Here is a 14,460-nt window from a genome sequence, read left to right as displayed (position 1 = left end):
CCGTAAGTTGGCATTCAACTCCCAGGCGGGCGCACACTCCCCCAAGAATTGAGACACCCAATCCGCTTGGCTCCCCATTGAGCTCTCATAACTGTGTAGGGATCCTGCGTCGTGTTTCGTTCGCCCCTACCAGAACACCAAACGGGGAACGAACTTTCGTGCTAAAGCGAAGCCCACTCTTCGCGATATTGAACCAGGAAATCCACAAAAGCTCGCACTCTCTTCGGGACATGACGACCGTGAGGGTACAACAAGGTGTACGGTCTCGATCGCCCGCTGAACGGTTTCAAGACTTCGACGAGTCGTCCGTCAGTCAGCTCTTGTTCTACGATGAATTTGTAGGTTTGGAACAAACCGGCACCGTGCTTGGCGAGTGTCACTCCGCCCAACACATCGTCGGAACACGAATAGCTTCCAGCGGTGAATACCTCACGTTCTCGACCGCCCTCTTGGAACAGCCATGAGATACGCCTACCGCTGCTCGGGAGCTCAAATTGGATGCATTCATGCTGCTCCAGGTCCTGCAAGGTATGCGGTGTCCCGACTTTCTCCAGGTAGGCCGAGGAAGCTACGACAACCAGCTTGGCATCCTCCAGCAACCTCGCAATCATCGTGGAGTCAGGCTGAGCTCGTACACGAATCGCCAGATCGTACCCTTCTGCAACGAAGTCGATATTTCGATTACCAAGGTGGATGTCAACCGTTACTTCAGGATACAGGTCCCGAAATTTTGGCAGCAACGGCAGGATGCGGTGGTGACCATAAGTCGTGGGCAGGCTGATGCGAAGACGGCCTGAAGGCGTGGCTTGAGCGCCCATAACGGCCTGCTGGGCCTCCACCAGTTGCGTGAGTGCCTGGCTGCACTGCTCGAAAAAATCCTTTCCCGCATCGGTCAATCGAATGCTTCGGGTTGTCCTTGCGAACAGCCGAGAGCCCAGCCTTTTTTCCAAACGAAGGATCGACCTACTCACTGCGGCCGGAGTAACGCCAGCGAGCTGAGCTGCGGCAGTAAAGCTGCCCGCTTCCGCCGACAGGCAAAACAGCTCAATACTTCCCAACTGCAGATCGTCAAAATGCCGCTTCATAGGGTTTATCCGTACAGGGGCTGGTAGAAGGCTTGGTGTCGGACTGCAGTAGACGGTTGCACCGACCGGAGAACGCTGCTGAGTTGCTGACCGAGCAAGGATTCAACACTACCGGTATTGAACAGGTACTCAAACGGGTTTCCGTACCGAAAGGCTCCTTCTACCACTATTTCGATAGCAAGGATGCCTTCGGGCGTGAGGTACTCGCTGAATACGGAAAACTCTTTGAGCGCCGCCTCAATGGCCTGCGCTCTGACCGCCGTCGACGTGCAGGATCTCACCGGTGACAAACGAAGCGCTGTCCAAGTAGAGAATCGCTTGAACGATGTCATTGATCTCGCCCATGTGACCGACGGGATGCAGCTTGCCCAGGGCATCGTGAGTTTCGGCGCCATGCATTGGGGTCTTGATGATGCCAGGCGACACGGCGTTAGCGCGGATGCCTCGCTTGGCATACTCAATCGCGATCGATTTGGTGGCAGCGTTGATGCCGCCTTTGGTGAGGGATGCCATTACCGACGGAACGCCGTCGATTGCGTGGTCAACCAGGCTGGTGGTGACGCTGACCACATGCCCGCTACCATTCTTTTCCATTTCCGCGATGGCGAGCTGGGAGATGTAGAAGAAGCCGCTCATATTGGTCGCAACGACCTGCGCATAGTCTTCTTTGGTGTAGCTGGTGAATGGTTTGGCGACGAAAATCCCGGCATTGTTGACGAGCGTATCGATGCGCCCGAAGCGGGCCACGGCTTCGCGCACAACTCGTTCCGCTGTGGCCGGATCCGCAATGTCACCGGCAACAGTCAGGATATCTGGATCGGTCGATGGTTGAATGGAGCGCGAGGTCGCTACCACTTTGTGGCCGAGTGCTCGGAATCCTTCCACTACACCTGCACCAATGCCTTGAGATGCGCCAGTTACGATGATGACTTTTTGAGAGTTGCTCATGATATTTCCTCTACGATGGATTTAAGTTTTCAGTTAGACGAAGCGGCTTGTGCCGCCTGCCTTAACACTTGCTCGTAATACTCAACAGACTGTGAGCCTGCGACGACTTGCCGATTGTCCAGTACCATTGCGGGTACAGAGTTGATGCCGCGATCCAAGTAAAAATTTTCGAGCGCTCGGACTTCATCAGTGAATTGCCCGCTTTCAAGTAATACCTGCGCTTGCTGGGCGTTCAAACCGACTTTCTGAGCCAGCGCCACCAAAGTCTCGTGACTGCTAGGGTTTTGCCCGTTCACGAAGTAAGCCTCAATCAGCACTCGGTGAAGCTCACTTTGGAGCCCTTCATTCGCCGCCCAGAACAGCAGGCGATGTGCATCATGGGTATTGAAAAAGTGAGTTCGCCTTTGAAGATTGAACTCCAAGCCGAGCTCCCATCCTCTTTCAATAATCATCTGATTACGTGCCGCCACCTGCTCCGCAGTTCTTCCGTACTTGCGAATCATGTGCTGGATGGCGTCCTCACCTTCGGCAGGCATATCGGGATTGAGCTCAAACGGTTTAAACATCAACTTGACGTCGATTTCGTCGGCTACGTTGGCGATGGCTTGGTTCAAGGCAGTCGAGCCCAGCGCACACCAGGGGCAGACGACATCAGAAACGAAGTCGATTTTTACCCTGTGCTTCATGGCTTGGACTCCGACAATTGCTTTCTGTACTCGGTAGTCGTAATGCCGGAGTAGCCCCAGTTATCAGTGTCGACTTCTTCGATCACGATGTGGGTCAACTTAGGATCTTTATGAAGCACGCGCTCCATAGTGTCAGTAATTTCTTTTATTACCTGAGCCTTTTGCTCTCGGGTCACACCATCACGAGTGATGCGGACGCTGATGAATGGCATGGGAAGTTCCTCTATCAAGTGTGCATTTGGGTGATGAGCAGCTGATGGAGAAACTTTAAGAATTCAGAGAAAATTGATAAATATGCCCTGAGGTACTTCATTTGTGACTTCGTGTATCGAATCACGGGGCGCCTGGGTAGGACTTTCTGGCCTGGTACGTATCTGGGCACAGCTGTGGCAGCCTATACCTGCCGGTTGGCCGGGGTTTCCCTCTGGCAGTGTGCCGTGTCTCGGGCGGCAAGCCCTCAGGCGTCGCAGTCAGCGTTATCGGCTTCAATGGTCACGTTTTGGACGCCTTGCTGACCTCTATATACCGAGCTCTAAGAATGCACATCCTTACTCTGAGGATCGTTTCGCGTCACCCACCCGAGGCAGGAGCCGTATGCGGTAGTTCCGCACGTACGGATTTGTGCGGGGGGTGACAGGTAACTGCCATCCCTACCGCGACCATACTCGATGACCATAATTTTTAGGAGGGCAAGTAGCGAGTCTTCATTTTATTTTCTAGGTGAAAAACTTTTTGTCCAAGTTGAAAAACTACGTCTGGCGGCGAATGTTGCCAATCTGGCGCAGGCTCAGGCCGTATTTATGTGCCAGCAAGCTTCGAGATAAGCCATCGGCGCTTTCCTTTTGGATCTGCAAGTTGCGTAGCCGGCGCAGGAAATGATCCGGTTTAGGGATCTCCAGCGCAACGCCAGCAAAGCGTTTGATCAGAGCGTCGAGTGCCTCGGGTGGGAGAATATCGGCAAGCTTGGTGCGCGTCCGATGCTTGGGAATGTATTTGGGGCGACCACCGAAAGCGCAGGTCAGGGCGTAGGCGTTTTCGATACCTACGCATTCGATCAGCGCCTGCAACGATTGGGGCAACTGGGTGATGTCGATGCTGGTGAGGTCTGGCAATTCCATGTGAGGCTCCCTCCGGGAAAATGGGGTGCGATGCTTGAACATCCGTGGTGACAGGTCGACGATCACCGGGCATCCGGAATCGTGGACATGGAGGGATTTTCAGGCAGTGCCGAGCCTGGTCGCTAGGCGCCATGAGGCGTAGGGGGTGTAGGCGTGGTGAGCAGTATTTGCGGGCAGGAGTTTCCTACGATGTAGGAAGTGACGTCAGCGCTTACCTACAGCCCCTGATTTCTCGTTACCTTTCGCTGGAATAGCAATTGAGGGTGCCGGCCCCCAGGAGTCGCTTTCGATTGACCAGGAAATGCCCCGTGACTGGGGTAGGCAAGGTATGATGGCGCCGGCTCGTCGCGAGCCATTAGCCCTAGATGTTGCAAGGAACATTCGATGACACACGTACAGCGCCTGAAATACTCTCTGCTGATCATCCTGGTCGTATTGGGCCTGATGCTGGGCCTGTCCCACCTGCAAAAGCAGGGGACCATCAGCGAGCAGACCTTCCAGATCCTGGCCATCGCCATCGCTGTGGTCGTGGTGGTGATCAACGGGATCTTGCGGCGCAAGGTCAAGCCTTGACCATGCCGGCCGGCCAGCGCTGGCCGGCCCGGCGTTCAGCTTGGCAATGACTGATCCAGTACCGCGCGGGCCTCGGGGTTGAGGCTGTAGCACTTGTCGCTGCCCAAGTTGATGACGCCTTCGGCGCACAGGCGTTTGAGCACTTCGCGCACACTCAGAAATGACAAAGGGATATCCAGTTTTTCCAGTTGTGCGTGCACACCGCGCACACCGATGCTGCGACCGTTGCGGTCTGCGTGGTGCAGTGCGTCGATGACCTTGAGCCGGATGAGGCTGGTGCGTAGGCCAAAACTGCGCAGCAGTTCGCGGATCTGCTCGTTGCCCAGGCGTTCGTCCCCGCTGGCGACCGGTCCGTCGGGCGCCTTGCCCGGGCCCGGCCCGGCCTGCAATGAGGATTGCGGGTTGTACATGTGAATGCTCCTTTTCGTGGTTTTTCCCGAAAGATGGGTGCCTCACTTATTAGGACGAATGAGAACGGCAAATCTGCAGGCTTGCGCCTAAAAAAAAAGAGTTTTCATGGATTAGTGGGGGGGCTGGCTTTGGGGGCTCTGGGGTTGGGGCTTTGGGCTTGTGTGGCTGATCAGAGGGGTGTAGCGGCACTACTGGCCCCTTCCGCCGTAGCGGCGGAAGGGGCCAGTAGTGCCGCTAGGAAAACTCGAATGGCTCGAGATGGAAACCGTGCTCGTCCACCTGCAAAGTCCAGCCACGACGGTCCCAGTCGCCCAGCACGATACGCCGTCCGGGCTGTCCGTCGACCACCAGCTTGTGGATCGCCGGTCGGTGGGTGTGGCCGTGGACCAAGGTGCGGACGCCATGAGCGGCCATCACCTTGGGCACTTCCTGCGGAGTGACGTCGACGATCTCGGTGGCTTTCATGCGCACCTGGGCGCGGCTTTCGTTGCGCAGCTTGCGCGCCAGCTTTTGCCGCGTGGACAGTGGCAGATGCCGCAGAATCCACATTGTCAGCGGGTTGCGCAAGTAGCGGCGCATCTTCATGTAGCCGATGTCGCGGGTGCAAAGGGTGTCGCCATGCATCAGCAAGACCGGCTCGCCGCCCAGGTCGATCACGCTGGGGTCGGGCAGCAGCGTGGCGCCAGCGGCCTTGCAGAAGCCCTGGCCAAGCAGGAAGTCGCGGTTGCCGTGCATCAGGTACACCGCCGTGCCGCTGTCGCTCAATTGGCGCAAGGCCTGGCAGATCGATTGCTGGAACGGCGTCATGGCGTCATCGCCGATCCAGGCTTCGAAGAAGTCGCCGAGAATGTAAAGCGCCTTGGCGTGGCGGGCACGACCGTCGAGCAGATCAAGAAACGCCCGGGTGATATCCGGGCGTTCTTCTTGCAGGTGCAGATCGGAGATCAGCAGTATCACTCAATGATCTCGGCTTTCTCGATGATCACGTCGTCCTTCGGCACGTCCTGGTGGCCAGCCTTGGAACCGGTGGCGACCTGCTCGATGGCGTCGACGACTTCACGGCCTTCGATCACTTCGCCGAATACCGCGTAGCCCCAGCCCTGGGTGTTCTTGCCGCTGTGGTTGAGGAAGTCGTTGTCGGAAGCGTTGATGAAGAACTGCGCCGAGGCGGAATGCGGGTCCATGGTGCGGGCCATGGCGATGCTGTACTTCTTGTTCTTCAAGCCGTTATCGGCCTCGTTCTGGATGCTGGCGCGGGTCTTCTTCTGGTTCATGCCAGCCTCGAAGCCGCCGCCCTGGATCATGAAGCCCTTGATCACGCGGTGGAACACGGTGCCGTTGTAGTGGCCGTCCTTGACGTACTGAACGAAGTTTTCGGTGGTGAGCGGCGCTTTCTCGGCGTCCAGTTGCAGGACGATGTCGCCGTGGTTGGTGCTCAGTTTGACTTTGGACATGCTGAAATTCGCTCTTTCAAGGCATAAGGGAATTAGGGCGCGCAGCGTGCGCATGGACAGCTGACGCAGTATCAGGCTTGCACGACACATGGCGCGCATCGGCCATTTTGCCAGGCTCTGGCAAAAAGCTGGGAGAAATCGTGCCAGTTTGTCCGAGCCCGGCTGTCGGCAGCTCGACTGCTTCGGCTATGATAGGCCCTTTGATTCAATCGGCCTACCCAGGCCGGACACGTGCATTCAAGGATCCTATGAGCAAGCCCACTGCCGACAACGCGCCCAACGCCGCTGCCAAAGGCGCCCCCGCCGTCCCTGCGAACTTCCTTCGGCCGATCATCCAGGCCGACCTGGACTCGGGCAAGCACAGCAGCATCGTCACTCGTTTCCCGCCGGAGCCCAATGGCTACCTGCACATCGGTCACGCCAAGTCGATCTGTGTCAACTTCGGCCTGGCCAAGGAATTCGGCGGCGTCTGCCACCTGCGCTTCGATGACACCAATCCGGCCAAGGAAGACCAGGAATACATCGATGCCATCCAGCGTGACGTCAAGTGGCTGGGCTTCGACTGGGCAGGGGAAGTGCGCTATGCCTCGAACTATTTCGACCAGCTGCATGACTGGGCCGTCGAACTGATCAAGCGCGGCAAGGCCTACGTCTGCGACCTGACGCCCGACCAGGCCAAGGAATACCGCGGCAGCCTGACCGAGCCGGGCAAGAACAGCCCGTTCCGCGATCGCAGTGTCGAGGACAACCTCGACCTGTTCGCCCGCATGAAGGCCGGCGAGTTCAAGGACGGCGAACGTGTGCTGCGCGCCAAGATCGACATGGCGTCGCCGAACATGAACCTGCGCGACCCGATCCTGTATCGCATTCGCCATGCTCACCACCACCAGACCGGTGACAAGTGGTGCATCTACCCGAACTACGACTTCACTCACGGTCAGTCCGACGCCATCGAGGGCATCACCCACTCGATCTGCACCCTCGAGTTCGAAGGCCATCGTCCGCTGTACGACTGGTTCCTCGACAACCTGCCGGTGCCTGCGCATCCACGTCAGTACGAGTTCAGCCGCCTGAACCTGAACTACACCATCACCTCCAAGCGCAAGCTCAAGCAGTTGGTGGACGAGAAGCACGTCAGCGCCTGGGACGACCCACGGATGTCGACCCTGTCGGGCTTCCGCCGCCGCGGCTACACCCCGGCTTCGATCCGCAATTTCTGCGAAATGATCGGCACCAACCGCTCCGATGGCGTGGTTGACATGTCGATGCTCGAATTCAGCATCCGCGACGACCTCGATCGCACCGCACCACGCGCCATGTGCGTGCTGCGCCCCTTGAAAGTGGTCATCACCAACTACCCCGAAGGCCAGGTCGAACAACTCGAACTGCCGCGCCACCCGAAGGAAGACATGGGCGTGCGCGTGCTGCCGTTCGCCCGCGAACTGTACATCGATCGCGACGACTTCATGGAAGAGCCGCCCAAAGGCTACAAACGCCTGGAACCGGCAGGTGAAGTGCGCCTGCGCGGCAGCTACGTGATCCGTGCCGACGAGGCGATCAAGGACGCTGAGGGCAACATCGTCGAGCTGCGTTGCTCCTATGACCCGGACACCCTGGGCAAGAACCCTGAGGGTCGCAAGGTCAAGGGCGTGATTCACTGGGTACCGGCCGAGGGCAGCGTCGAGTGCGAAGTGCGTCTTTACGACCGCCTGTTCCGCTCGGCCAACCCCGAGAAAACCGAAGAGGGCGGCAGCTTCCTCGACAACATCAACCCCGATTCGCTGCAAGTGCTCACCGGCTGCCGCGCCGAGCCGTCGCTGGGCCAGGCGCAGCCGGAAGATCGCTTCCAGTTCGAGCGCGAAGGTTACTTCTGCGCCGACCTCAAGGACAGCCAGCCGGGCCGCCCGGTGTTCAACCGCACCGTCACCCTGCGTGACTCCTGGGGCAGCTAAGGAATCGCCGTGCTTACCATCTACAACACGCTGAGCAAGACCAAGGAAACCTTCAAGCCGCTCGATGGCAACAAGGTGCGCATGTACGTGTGCGGCATGACCGTGTACGACTACTGCCACCTGGGGCATGGTCGCAGCATGGTGGCCTTCGACCTGGTCACCCGCTGGCTGCGCAAGAGCGGCTATGAGCTGACTTACGTGCGCAACATCACCGACATCGACGACAAGATCATCAACCGGGCCAATGAAAACGGCGAGTCGTTCGACGCGCTGACCGCCCGCATGATCGACGCGATGCACGAAGACGAGCGCCGCCTCAACATCCTGCCGCCAGACCAGGAGCCTCGTGCCACCGACCATATCGCCGGCATGCACGCGATGATCCAGACCCTCATCGACAAGGGGTATGCCTACGCCCCTGGCAACGGCGACGTGTATTACCGGGTCGGCAAGTTCCAAGGTTACGGCAAGCTGTCGCGCAAGAAGATCGAGGACTTGCGCATCGGTGCGCGCATCGAGGTCGACGAGGCCAAGCAGGACCCCCTGGACTTCGTGCTGTGGAAGGGCGTCAAGCCTGGTGAGCCGAGCTGGGAGTCGCCATGGGGGCCGGGCCGTCCTGGTTGGCACATCGAGTGCTCGGTGATGTCGACCTGCTGCCTGGGCGAGAGCTTCGATATCCATGGCGGTGGCAGTGACCTTGAGTTCCCGCATCACGAGAACGAAATCGCCCAGAGCGAAGCCGCTACCGGCAAGCAGTACGCCAACGCCTGGATGCACTGCGGCATGATTCGCATCAATGGCGAGAAGATGTCCAAGTCGTTGAACAACTTCTTCACCATTCGCGACGTGCTCGACAAGTATCACCCGGAAGTGGTGCGCTATCTGCTGGTGGCCAGCCACTATCGCAGCGCCATCAACTACTCCGAAGACAGCCTGCGTGATGCCAAGGGTGCCCTGGAGCGCTTCTATCATGCCCTGCGCGGTTTGCCGCGGGTCGCGGCCCAAGGCGGTGAAGCCTTCGTCGAACGCTTCAGTGTGGCGATGAACGATGACTTCGGTACGCCGGAGGCGTGCGCCGTGCTGTTCGATCTGGTGCGCGAGATCAACCGCTTGCGCGACAGCGACCCCGTAGCCGCTGCCGGCCTGGCCGGTCGCCTGCGCGAACTGGGCGATGTGCTGGGTGTGCTGCAGTTGGATGCCGACGAGTTCCTGCGTGCAGGTGCCGAAGGCAAGGTCGACGCTGCCGAAGTGGAAGGTCTGATCCAGGCGCGCCTGCAGGCGCGTGCGGACAAGAACTGGGCCGAGTCCGACCGTATCCGCGACCAGCTGACCGCCATGGGCGTGGTGCTGGAAGATGGCAAGGGTGGGACCACCTGGCGTCTGGCTGACTGATAGACGCTGACGGGGCCGCTTTGCGGCCCCGGTTTCTACTTGGGCTGGCCTGCCAGCGGGCAGTGCAGCACCAACCTCGCTCCGCCTAGTTCACTCTCGCCGACCTCCAGCCCGAACCCATGCAGGTCGACGATCGCCGCGACGATCGACAGCCCCAGCCCGAACCCTGCGTGACGGTGACCTTCCTCGCTGCGATAGAAACGCTTGAGCACCGCCTCCCGCTCCTCGGTTGGGATTCCCGGCCCACTGTCATCGATGGCGATATGCACGCCGGCCTCGTTCTGGAGGGCCGTCACGACCACCTGGCCGCCCTCTGGCGTGAACTTGATGGCGTTGCCCATGAGGTTGGCAAGGGCTTCGAACAACAATTCCCGGTCGCCGTGAAGCGCTGCCAGTCGTTCAGGTTGCTGCAGTTGCAATCGAATGCCGCCATCCTCGGCCAGTGGCAGGTAGAAGTCATGCAGCTCCACCAGCAGATCATGCGGGTCCAGTTGGACGAAGCCGGCGCGCCGCTGGCGGTCTTCCAGTTCGCTGATGCGCAACAGGCCGCGGAACCGCGCCATCAGTGTATCGGTCTCGCCTATCGCCTGGTCCAGCGCTTCGGCCTGGGGCGAGTCGGCAGCACTTTGCTGACGGATGCGGTAGAGCTGGGCGCGCAACCGCGTCAGTGGCGTGCGCAGGTCATGGGCAATGTTGTCGCAAACTCCTTTGACCTCGTGCATCAGCCGCTCGATGCGGTCGAGCATGGCGTTGACGATGGCGGCAAGCATGTCCAGCTCGTCGCGTCGGGCGGACAGCGGCAAGCGGTGGGTGAGGTCGCCAGCGACGATCAACTCGGCCTGGGCCTGTATGGCGCGGATGCGCTTGAGCGGGCGGCGTCGCAACAGGTACCAACCGGCGAAGCCCGGGATCAGGGTCAGGGAGATACCCCATAGCAAAGCGTCGAGAATGATCCGCGTCACCACGAACAGCGAGCCGTTGTCACGCACCAGCACCAGCCAGCGGCCGTCTTGCACCTTGATGGCCACGGCGTCGCAGCTGTCGCGCGGAAGATGCGGGTCGTCGGCGTCCAGGCAGCGCTGGAGTTCGTGCACCTGGCCGTCCATACCCAGCTCCGGCGGGATGGCGCGGATGCGCCCGCCGATTGGGTTGAGCTGGGCGTCGAACAGGCCATAGGCGTCAAAAGCGCGCTCCTCGAAGGCCTGGCTGGCGATCAAGGCATCATCGAGCTGCTTGCCGCTCATGTGGGCGAACAGGTGCTGGCGCTGCAGCATGGAGTGGCGCGTCAGCTTGTTCAGGTAACTGGACACCTCGAAGTACAGCACCCCCATGAGGATGCAGCTCCAGGCCACGAACAGGAAGCTGTACAGTGCCAGCAGGCGGCTGGTCGAAGAACTCCAGCCTTTAGACGGGTTCGGCAATGGCATAGCCGGAGCCCCGAACGGTTCGGATCAGCGGCGACTGGCCGGGCGCATCGATTTTCTTGCGCAGGCGGCCGATGTGTACGTCGATGAGGTTGGTGCCCGGGTCGAAATGGTAGCCCCAGACTTCTTCGAAGATCATCATCCGTGTGATCACCTGGCCGGCATGGCGCATCAGGTATTCCAGCAGTTTGTATTCGGTGGGCAGCAGGTTGAGGGTCTGCTCCCCGCGGCGTGCTTCGTGGCTGATCAGATCCAGTTCGAGATCGGCGACCTGCAGCCGGGTCTGGGTCATCGGCACGCTGTTGCGGCGTAGCAGCACCTCGACGCGAGCGGCCATCTCGTCGGAGGCGAATGGCTTGGTCAGGTAATCGTCGCCGCCTGCGCGCAAGCCGCGCACGCGCTCGTCGACATCGGAAAGGGCGCTGATCATGAGGATCGGGGTGGCGATCTTCAGGTTGCGCAGCGTGGTGACGATGGTCAGGCCATCGACTTCAGGCAGCATGCGGTCCAGGGTAATGAGGTCGTATCCCCCGGCGATGGCCTTGGCCAGGCCCTCACGGCCGTTGTCGGCCCAATCCACGTCCAGGCCGTGGCTGGTGAGTTCGGCGACGATTTCCTGTCCGGTGACGGCGTCGTCTTCGATGGTCAGTACGCGGGGCATGCTGGTTCCTGGGCGGCGAATGGAGATTTGATTGTGCCAAAGAATAGACAAGCGGCGATTTAAGAAAAATTCATCTACCGGTGGCGCAAAAACAGAACGGGGCATGCCATTGCCTGGCATGCCCCGTCTCTGCGCGTGGCGCTAAGCCTCAGGCGACCTTGACGATCCAGCCTGCTGGCGCTTCGACGTCACCGCTCTGAATGCCGGTCAGCTCGTTATAGAGCTTTTGGGTAACCGGGCCGACCTTTTCCAGGTCGTGGAACACGTGCAGCTTGCCGTTGTACTCGATGCCACCGATCGGGGTGATCACCGCAGCGGTGCCGCAAGCGCCTGCTTCGATGAAGCGGTCGAGCTTGTTGATTTCGACGTCGCCTTCGATCACGGTCAGGCCCAGGCGCGATTGCGCCAGTTCCATCAGCGACAGGCGAGTGATGCCTGGCAATACCGAGGCCGACTTGGGGGTGACGAACTCGTTGTTGGCGGTGATGCCGAAGAAGTTGGCCGAGCCGACTTCCTCGATCTTGGTATGGGTCAGCGGGTCCAGGTAGATAGCGTCGGCGAAATTGGCCTTCTTGGCCTCGGCGCCTGGCTGCAGGCTCGCCGCGTAGTTGCCACCGACCTTGGCTGCACCGGTGCCTTGAGGGGCGGCACGGTCGAAGCTGGAGATCTGGAAGTTGTGCGGCTTCATGCCGCCCTTGAAGTACGAGCCAACCGGGATGGCGAAGACCGAGAAGATGAACTCCGGAGCGGTGCGCACGCCGATGTTGTCACCGGTGCCGATCACGAAGGGACGCAGGTAGAGGGCGCCTTTGCCGTGGGGCGGGACGAACTTCTCGTTGGCCTTGACCACTTGCTTGCAGGCCTCGATGAACACATCGGTCGGCACCTGCGGCATCAGCAGGCGGGCACAGCTGCGCTGCATGCGGGCGGCGTTCTGGTCAGGGCGGAACAGGTTGATCGAGCCGTCCTTGCAACGGTAGGCCTTGAGGCCCTCGAAGCATTGCTGGCCATAGTGCAGGGCAGTGGAGCCTTCACTGATGTGCAGCACGTTGTCTTCGGTCAGGGTGCCGTTGTCCCACTCACCATTGCGCCATACGGACAGGTAGCGCTTGTCGGTCTTGATGTAGTCGAAACCCAGCTTGTCCCAGTTAATGCTCTCGTTACTCATGACACCCTCGATTGTCTTGCAGATGCCCGATCGCTCGGGCGGCTGTTATATGCGCACCTCGCCACGATAATACATCCATCGCGGATCGGGAACGGTCAGTCACGAATTGTCCATGATCGAGAAGGTCTCCAAGGGTGGGGAGTTCGATCGCAGCGAACCCTTCATGCTCGCGCCCTTCACCTGAGCCTCTCGGCACCGAAACAGGGCCTGGCTGCGCCCCTCCAAAGGGCGTTGCAGCTGCTCATGCCCCATGCCAGAGCCCTCGCCGCAGATGTTTCATCTTCCTTCACCTGCAGAGTTGGCCCGCAACCTGCTATATCCAGCCAGCGAATTTGATCGAGTGGTCAGCCCGCCGCATCCAGGGGATGCCTCGCGGCTGGCCCTCTAAACGGCCATCAGGCCACGGATTATCAGGGGCCGCGGGATGTCGCAGGCGGAGCAGATCGAACAACCGGAACAGGCGGCAGGCTGGAGCGCTTACTTGCAGTTGCGCTTCGTCGAACGCGATGGCGTGACTCGTCTTGGTGCGCGTCGTCATTTTGGACCTCTTTTGGTGCAACGGCCTTTCTACCCCGAAGGTGCACCGTGCCACGTGTACGTCCTGCACCCGCCAGGTGGCATCGTCGCCGGTGACCGGCTCGAGCTGGATATCCACCTCGAACCCGGCAGCCATGCGCTGCTGACCATGCCCGGTGCCAGCAAGTTCTACCGCAGCATCGGCCCCACCGCACGGCTGGCGCAGCATTTTCACCTGCAGGCCGGCAGCACGCTGGAGTGGTTGCCGCAGGACAGCATCTTCTTCAATGGCGCCCGTGCCAGCCTCGACAGCCGTTTCAGCCTTGCGCCCGGCGCCCGACTGCTGGCCTGGGAGACCCTGTGCCTGGGGCGACCGGTGATGAACGAGCGTTTCGACCTGGGTGCGCTCGACAGCCGACTGCAGATCGATCTGCCTGATGGCCCCGGCCTGCATGAGCGGCTGCGTATCGAGGGTGGGCGGCTCGACAAGCTCGCCGGGCATCCGCTGCTCGCCACCTTTTGCGCAGCGCCTGCGGACCAGGCCGTGCTCGAACAGGTGCGTGCGCTGCTCGACCGACTGGATAACCCCGCCGGCGCGACATTGCTCGGCTCGCTGCTGGTGATCCGCCTGCTCGACCACGACAACCAAAACCTGCAACACACCCTGCAGCGCCTCTGGCACGTATTGCGTCCGGCCGTCCTCGGCCTGCCCGCGTGCCCGCCGCGCATCTGGGCCACTTGAGAGAGCGCCATGGAGCTGACCCCTAGAGAGAAAGACAAACTGCTGCTGTTCACTGCCGCACTGCTGGCAGAACGGCGCCTGGCCCGCGGCCTTAGGCTCAACTATCCGGAAGCGGTGGCGCTGATCAGCGCGGCGGTGCTCGAAGGCGCCCGTGATGGCCGCACGGTGGCCGAGCTGATGAGCTTGGGCCGTGAAGTGCTTGGCCGCGAGCAGGTGATGGAGGGCGTCGCCGAGATGCTCCATGACGTGCAGGTCGAAGCCACGTTCCCCGACGGCACGAAGCTTGTGACCGTGCATGACCCCATCGTTTGAACCGGCCCAGGAGCCCAG

Annotated in this window: 17 protein-coding genes; 6 read left to right on the top strand and 11 right to left on the bottom strand. The window is 60.3% G+C overall.

All coding sequences use genetic code 11. From position 1 onward, the window contains the following. Nucleotides 1-161: 161 nt before the first annotated feature. Nucleotides 162-1,085 carry a LysR family transcriptional regulator gene (locus E2H86_RS02030; protein WP_133324190.1) on the bottom strand — a complete coding sequence of 308 codons (924 nt, stop codon included), beginning with the start codon at nt 1,083-1,085 and terminating at the stop codon, nt 162-164. A 35-nt stretch (nt 1,086-1,120) separates the two neighbouring features. On the opposite strand from E2H86_RS02030, the gene E2H86_RS02025 reads away from it, so the two are divergent. Then, nucleotides 1,121-1,372, top strand: a complete 252-nt coding sequence (locus E2H86_RS02025; RefSeq protein ID WP_439958274.1) for a TetR/AcrR family transcriptional regulator — start codon at nt 1,121-1,123, stop codon at nt 1,370-1,372. Here the strand turns inward: E2H86_RS02025 and E2H86_RS02020 are convergent. The 4 genes from E2H86_RS02020 to E2H86_RS02000 form a co-directional block, all read right to left on the bottom strand. Beyond that, nucleotides 1,323-2,033 carry an SDR family NAD(P)-dependent oxidoreductase gene (locus E2H86_RS02020; protein WP_003291493.1) on the bottom strand — a complete coding sequence of 237 codons (711 nt, stop codon included), beginning with the start codon at nt 2,031-2,033 and terminating at the stop codon, nt 1,323-1,325. The two genes, E2H86_RS02025 and E2H86_RS02020, sit on opposite strands and share 50 nt — an antisense overlap. 29 nt (nt 2,034-2,062) lie before the next feature. Continuing rightward, entirely contained in the window at nt 2,063-2,719 is a 657-nt protein-coding gene (locus tag E2H86_RS02015) for a DsbA family oxidoreductase (RefSeq protein WP_133324189.1), read from the bottom strand. Further along, nucleotides 2,716-2,931, bottom strand: a complete 216-nt coding sequence (locus E2H86_RS02010) for a tautomerase family protein (RefSeq protein ID WP_133324188.1) — start codon at nt 2,929-2,931, stop codon at nt 2,716-2,718. The genes E2H86_RS02015 and E2H86_RS02010 overlap by 4 nt, the downstream gene beginning before the upstream one ends. 537 nt (nt 2,932-3,468) lie before the next feature. Then, complete coding sequence (locus tag E2H86_RS02000; RefSeq protein ID WP_133324187.1) at nt 3,469-3,837, bottom strand: Mor transcription activator family protein; 369 nt, start codon at nt 3,835-3,837, stop codon at nt 3,469-3,471. 384 nt (nt 3,838-4,221) lie between these two features. On the opposite strand from E2H86_RS02000, the gene E2H86_RS01995 reads away from it, so the two are divergent. Continuing rightward, the gene (locus E2H86_RS01995) at nt 4,222-4,410 is read left to right on the top strand and encodes a hypothetical protein (protein ID WP_133324186.1); all 189 of its coding nucleotides are present in this window, start codon (nt 4,222-4,224) and stop codon (nt 4,408-4,410) included. Between the two features lie 35 nt (nt 4,411-4,445). Here E2H86_RS01995 and E2H86_RS01990 read toward each other — a convergent pair whose 3' ends face one another. The 3 genes from E2H86_RS01990 to E2H86_RS01980 all read right to left on the bottom strand — a co-directional run bounded on the left by E2H86_RS01990 (nt 4,446) and on the right by E2H86_RS01980 (nt 6,275). Next, nucleotides 4,446-4,820: a fe2+ zn2+ uptake regulation protein gene (locus E2H86_RS01990; RefSeq protein ID WP_133324185.1), complete on the bottom strand. Its 375-nt coding sequence runs from the start codon at nt 4,818-4,820 to the stop codon at nt 4,446-4,448. Nucleotides 4,821-5,055: 235 nt separating this feature from the next. After that, nucleotides 5,056-5,778 (bottom strand): UDP-2,3-diacylglucosamine diphosphatase, encoded by a 723-nt coding sequence (locus tag E2H86_RS01985; RefSeq protein WP_133324184.1) that lies wholly within the window; start codon nt 5,776-5,778, stop codon nt 5,056-5,058. Then, entirely contained in the window at nt 5,775-6,275 is a 501-nt protein-coding gene (locus E2H86_RS01980; RefSeq protein ID WP_133324183.1) for a peptidylprolyl isomerase, read from the bottom strand. Before E2H86_RS01980 ends, E2H86_RS01985 begins: the two co-directional genes overlap by 4 nt. A gap of 248 nt (nt 6,276-6,523) precedes the next feature. Between E2H86_RS01980 and E2H86_RS01975 the strand changes: the two genes are divergently transcribed. Beyond that, nucleotides 6,524-8,227: a glutamine--tRNA ligase/YqeY domain fusion protein gene (locus E2H86_RS01975; protein WP_133324182.1), complete on the top strand. Its 1,704-nt coding sequence runs from the start codon at nt 6,524-6,526 to the stop codon at nt 8,225-8,227. Nucleotides 8,228-8,236: 9 nt separating this feature from the next. Continuing rightward, nucleotides 8,237-9,619, top strand: a complete 1,383-nt coding sequence (gene cysS, locus E2H86_RS01970; RefSeq protein WP_133324181.1) for a cysteine--tRNA ligase — start codon at nt 8,237-8,239, stop codon at nt 9,617-9,619. Nucleotides 9,620-9,654: 35 nt separating this feature from the next. Here cysS and E2H86_RS01965 read toward each other — a convergent pair whose 3' ends face one another. The 3 genes from E2H86_RS01965 to E2H86_RS01955 form a co-directional block, all read right to left on the bottom strand. After that, entirely contained in the window at nt 9,655-11,046 is a 1,392-nt protein-coding gene (locus E2H86_RS01965; protein ID WP_133324180.1) for a sensor histidine kinase, read from the bottom strand. Next, a complete protein-coding gene (locus E2H86_RS01960) occupies nt 11,024-11,704 on the bottom strand; it encodes a response regulator transcription factor (RefSeq protein ID WP_133324179.1) in 681 nt (226 codons plus the stop codon). The genes E2H86_RS01965 and E2H86_RS01960 overlap by 23 nt, the downstream gene beginning before the upstream one ends. A 148-nt stretch (nt 11,705-11,852) precedes the next feature. Next, entirely contained in the window at nt 11,853-12,872 is a 1,020-nt protein-coding gene (locus E2H86_RS01955; RefSeq protein WP_133324178.1) for a branched-chain amino acid aminotransferase, read from the bottom strand. 424 nt (nt 12,873-13,296) lie between these two features. Between E2H86_RS01955 and E2H86_RS01950 the strand changes: the two genes are divergently transcribed. Both E2H86_RS01950 and E2H86_RS01945 read left to right on the top strand, forming a co-directional pair. Continuing rightward, nucleotides 13,297-14,130: an urease accessory protein UreD gene (locus tag E2H86_RS01950; protein WP_133324177.1), complete on the top strand. Its 834-nt coding sequence runs from the start codon at nt 13,297-13,299 to the stop codon at nt 14,128-14,130. A 9-nt stretch (nt 14,131-14,139) separates the two neighbouring features. Further along, nucleotides 14,140-14,442 carry an urease subunit gamma gene (locus E2H86_RS01945; RefSeq protein WP_133324176.1) on the top strand — a complete coding sequence of 101 codons (303 nt, stop codon included), beginning with the start codon at nt 14,140-14,142 and terminating at the stop codon, nt 14,440-14,442. Nucleotides 14,443-14,460 lie beyond the last annotated feature (18 nt).

The sequence above is a fragment of the Pseudomonas putida genome (genome assembly GCF_004357765.1).
Taxonomy (GTDB): Bacteria; Pseudomonadota; Gammaproteobacteria; order Pseudomonadales; family Pseudomonadaceae; genus Aquipseudomonas; species Aquipseudomonas putida_U.
Note: the sequence above shows the minus strand (reverse complement) of the source record. Positions and strands in the feature narration are given on the sequence as shown.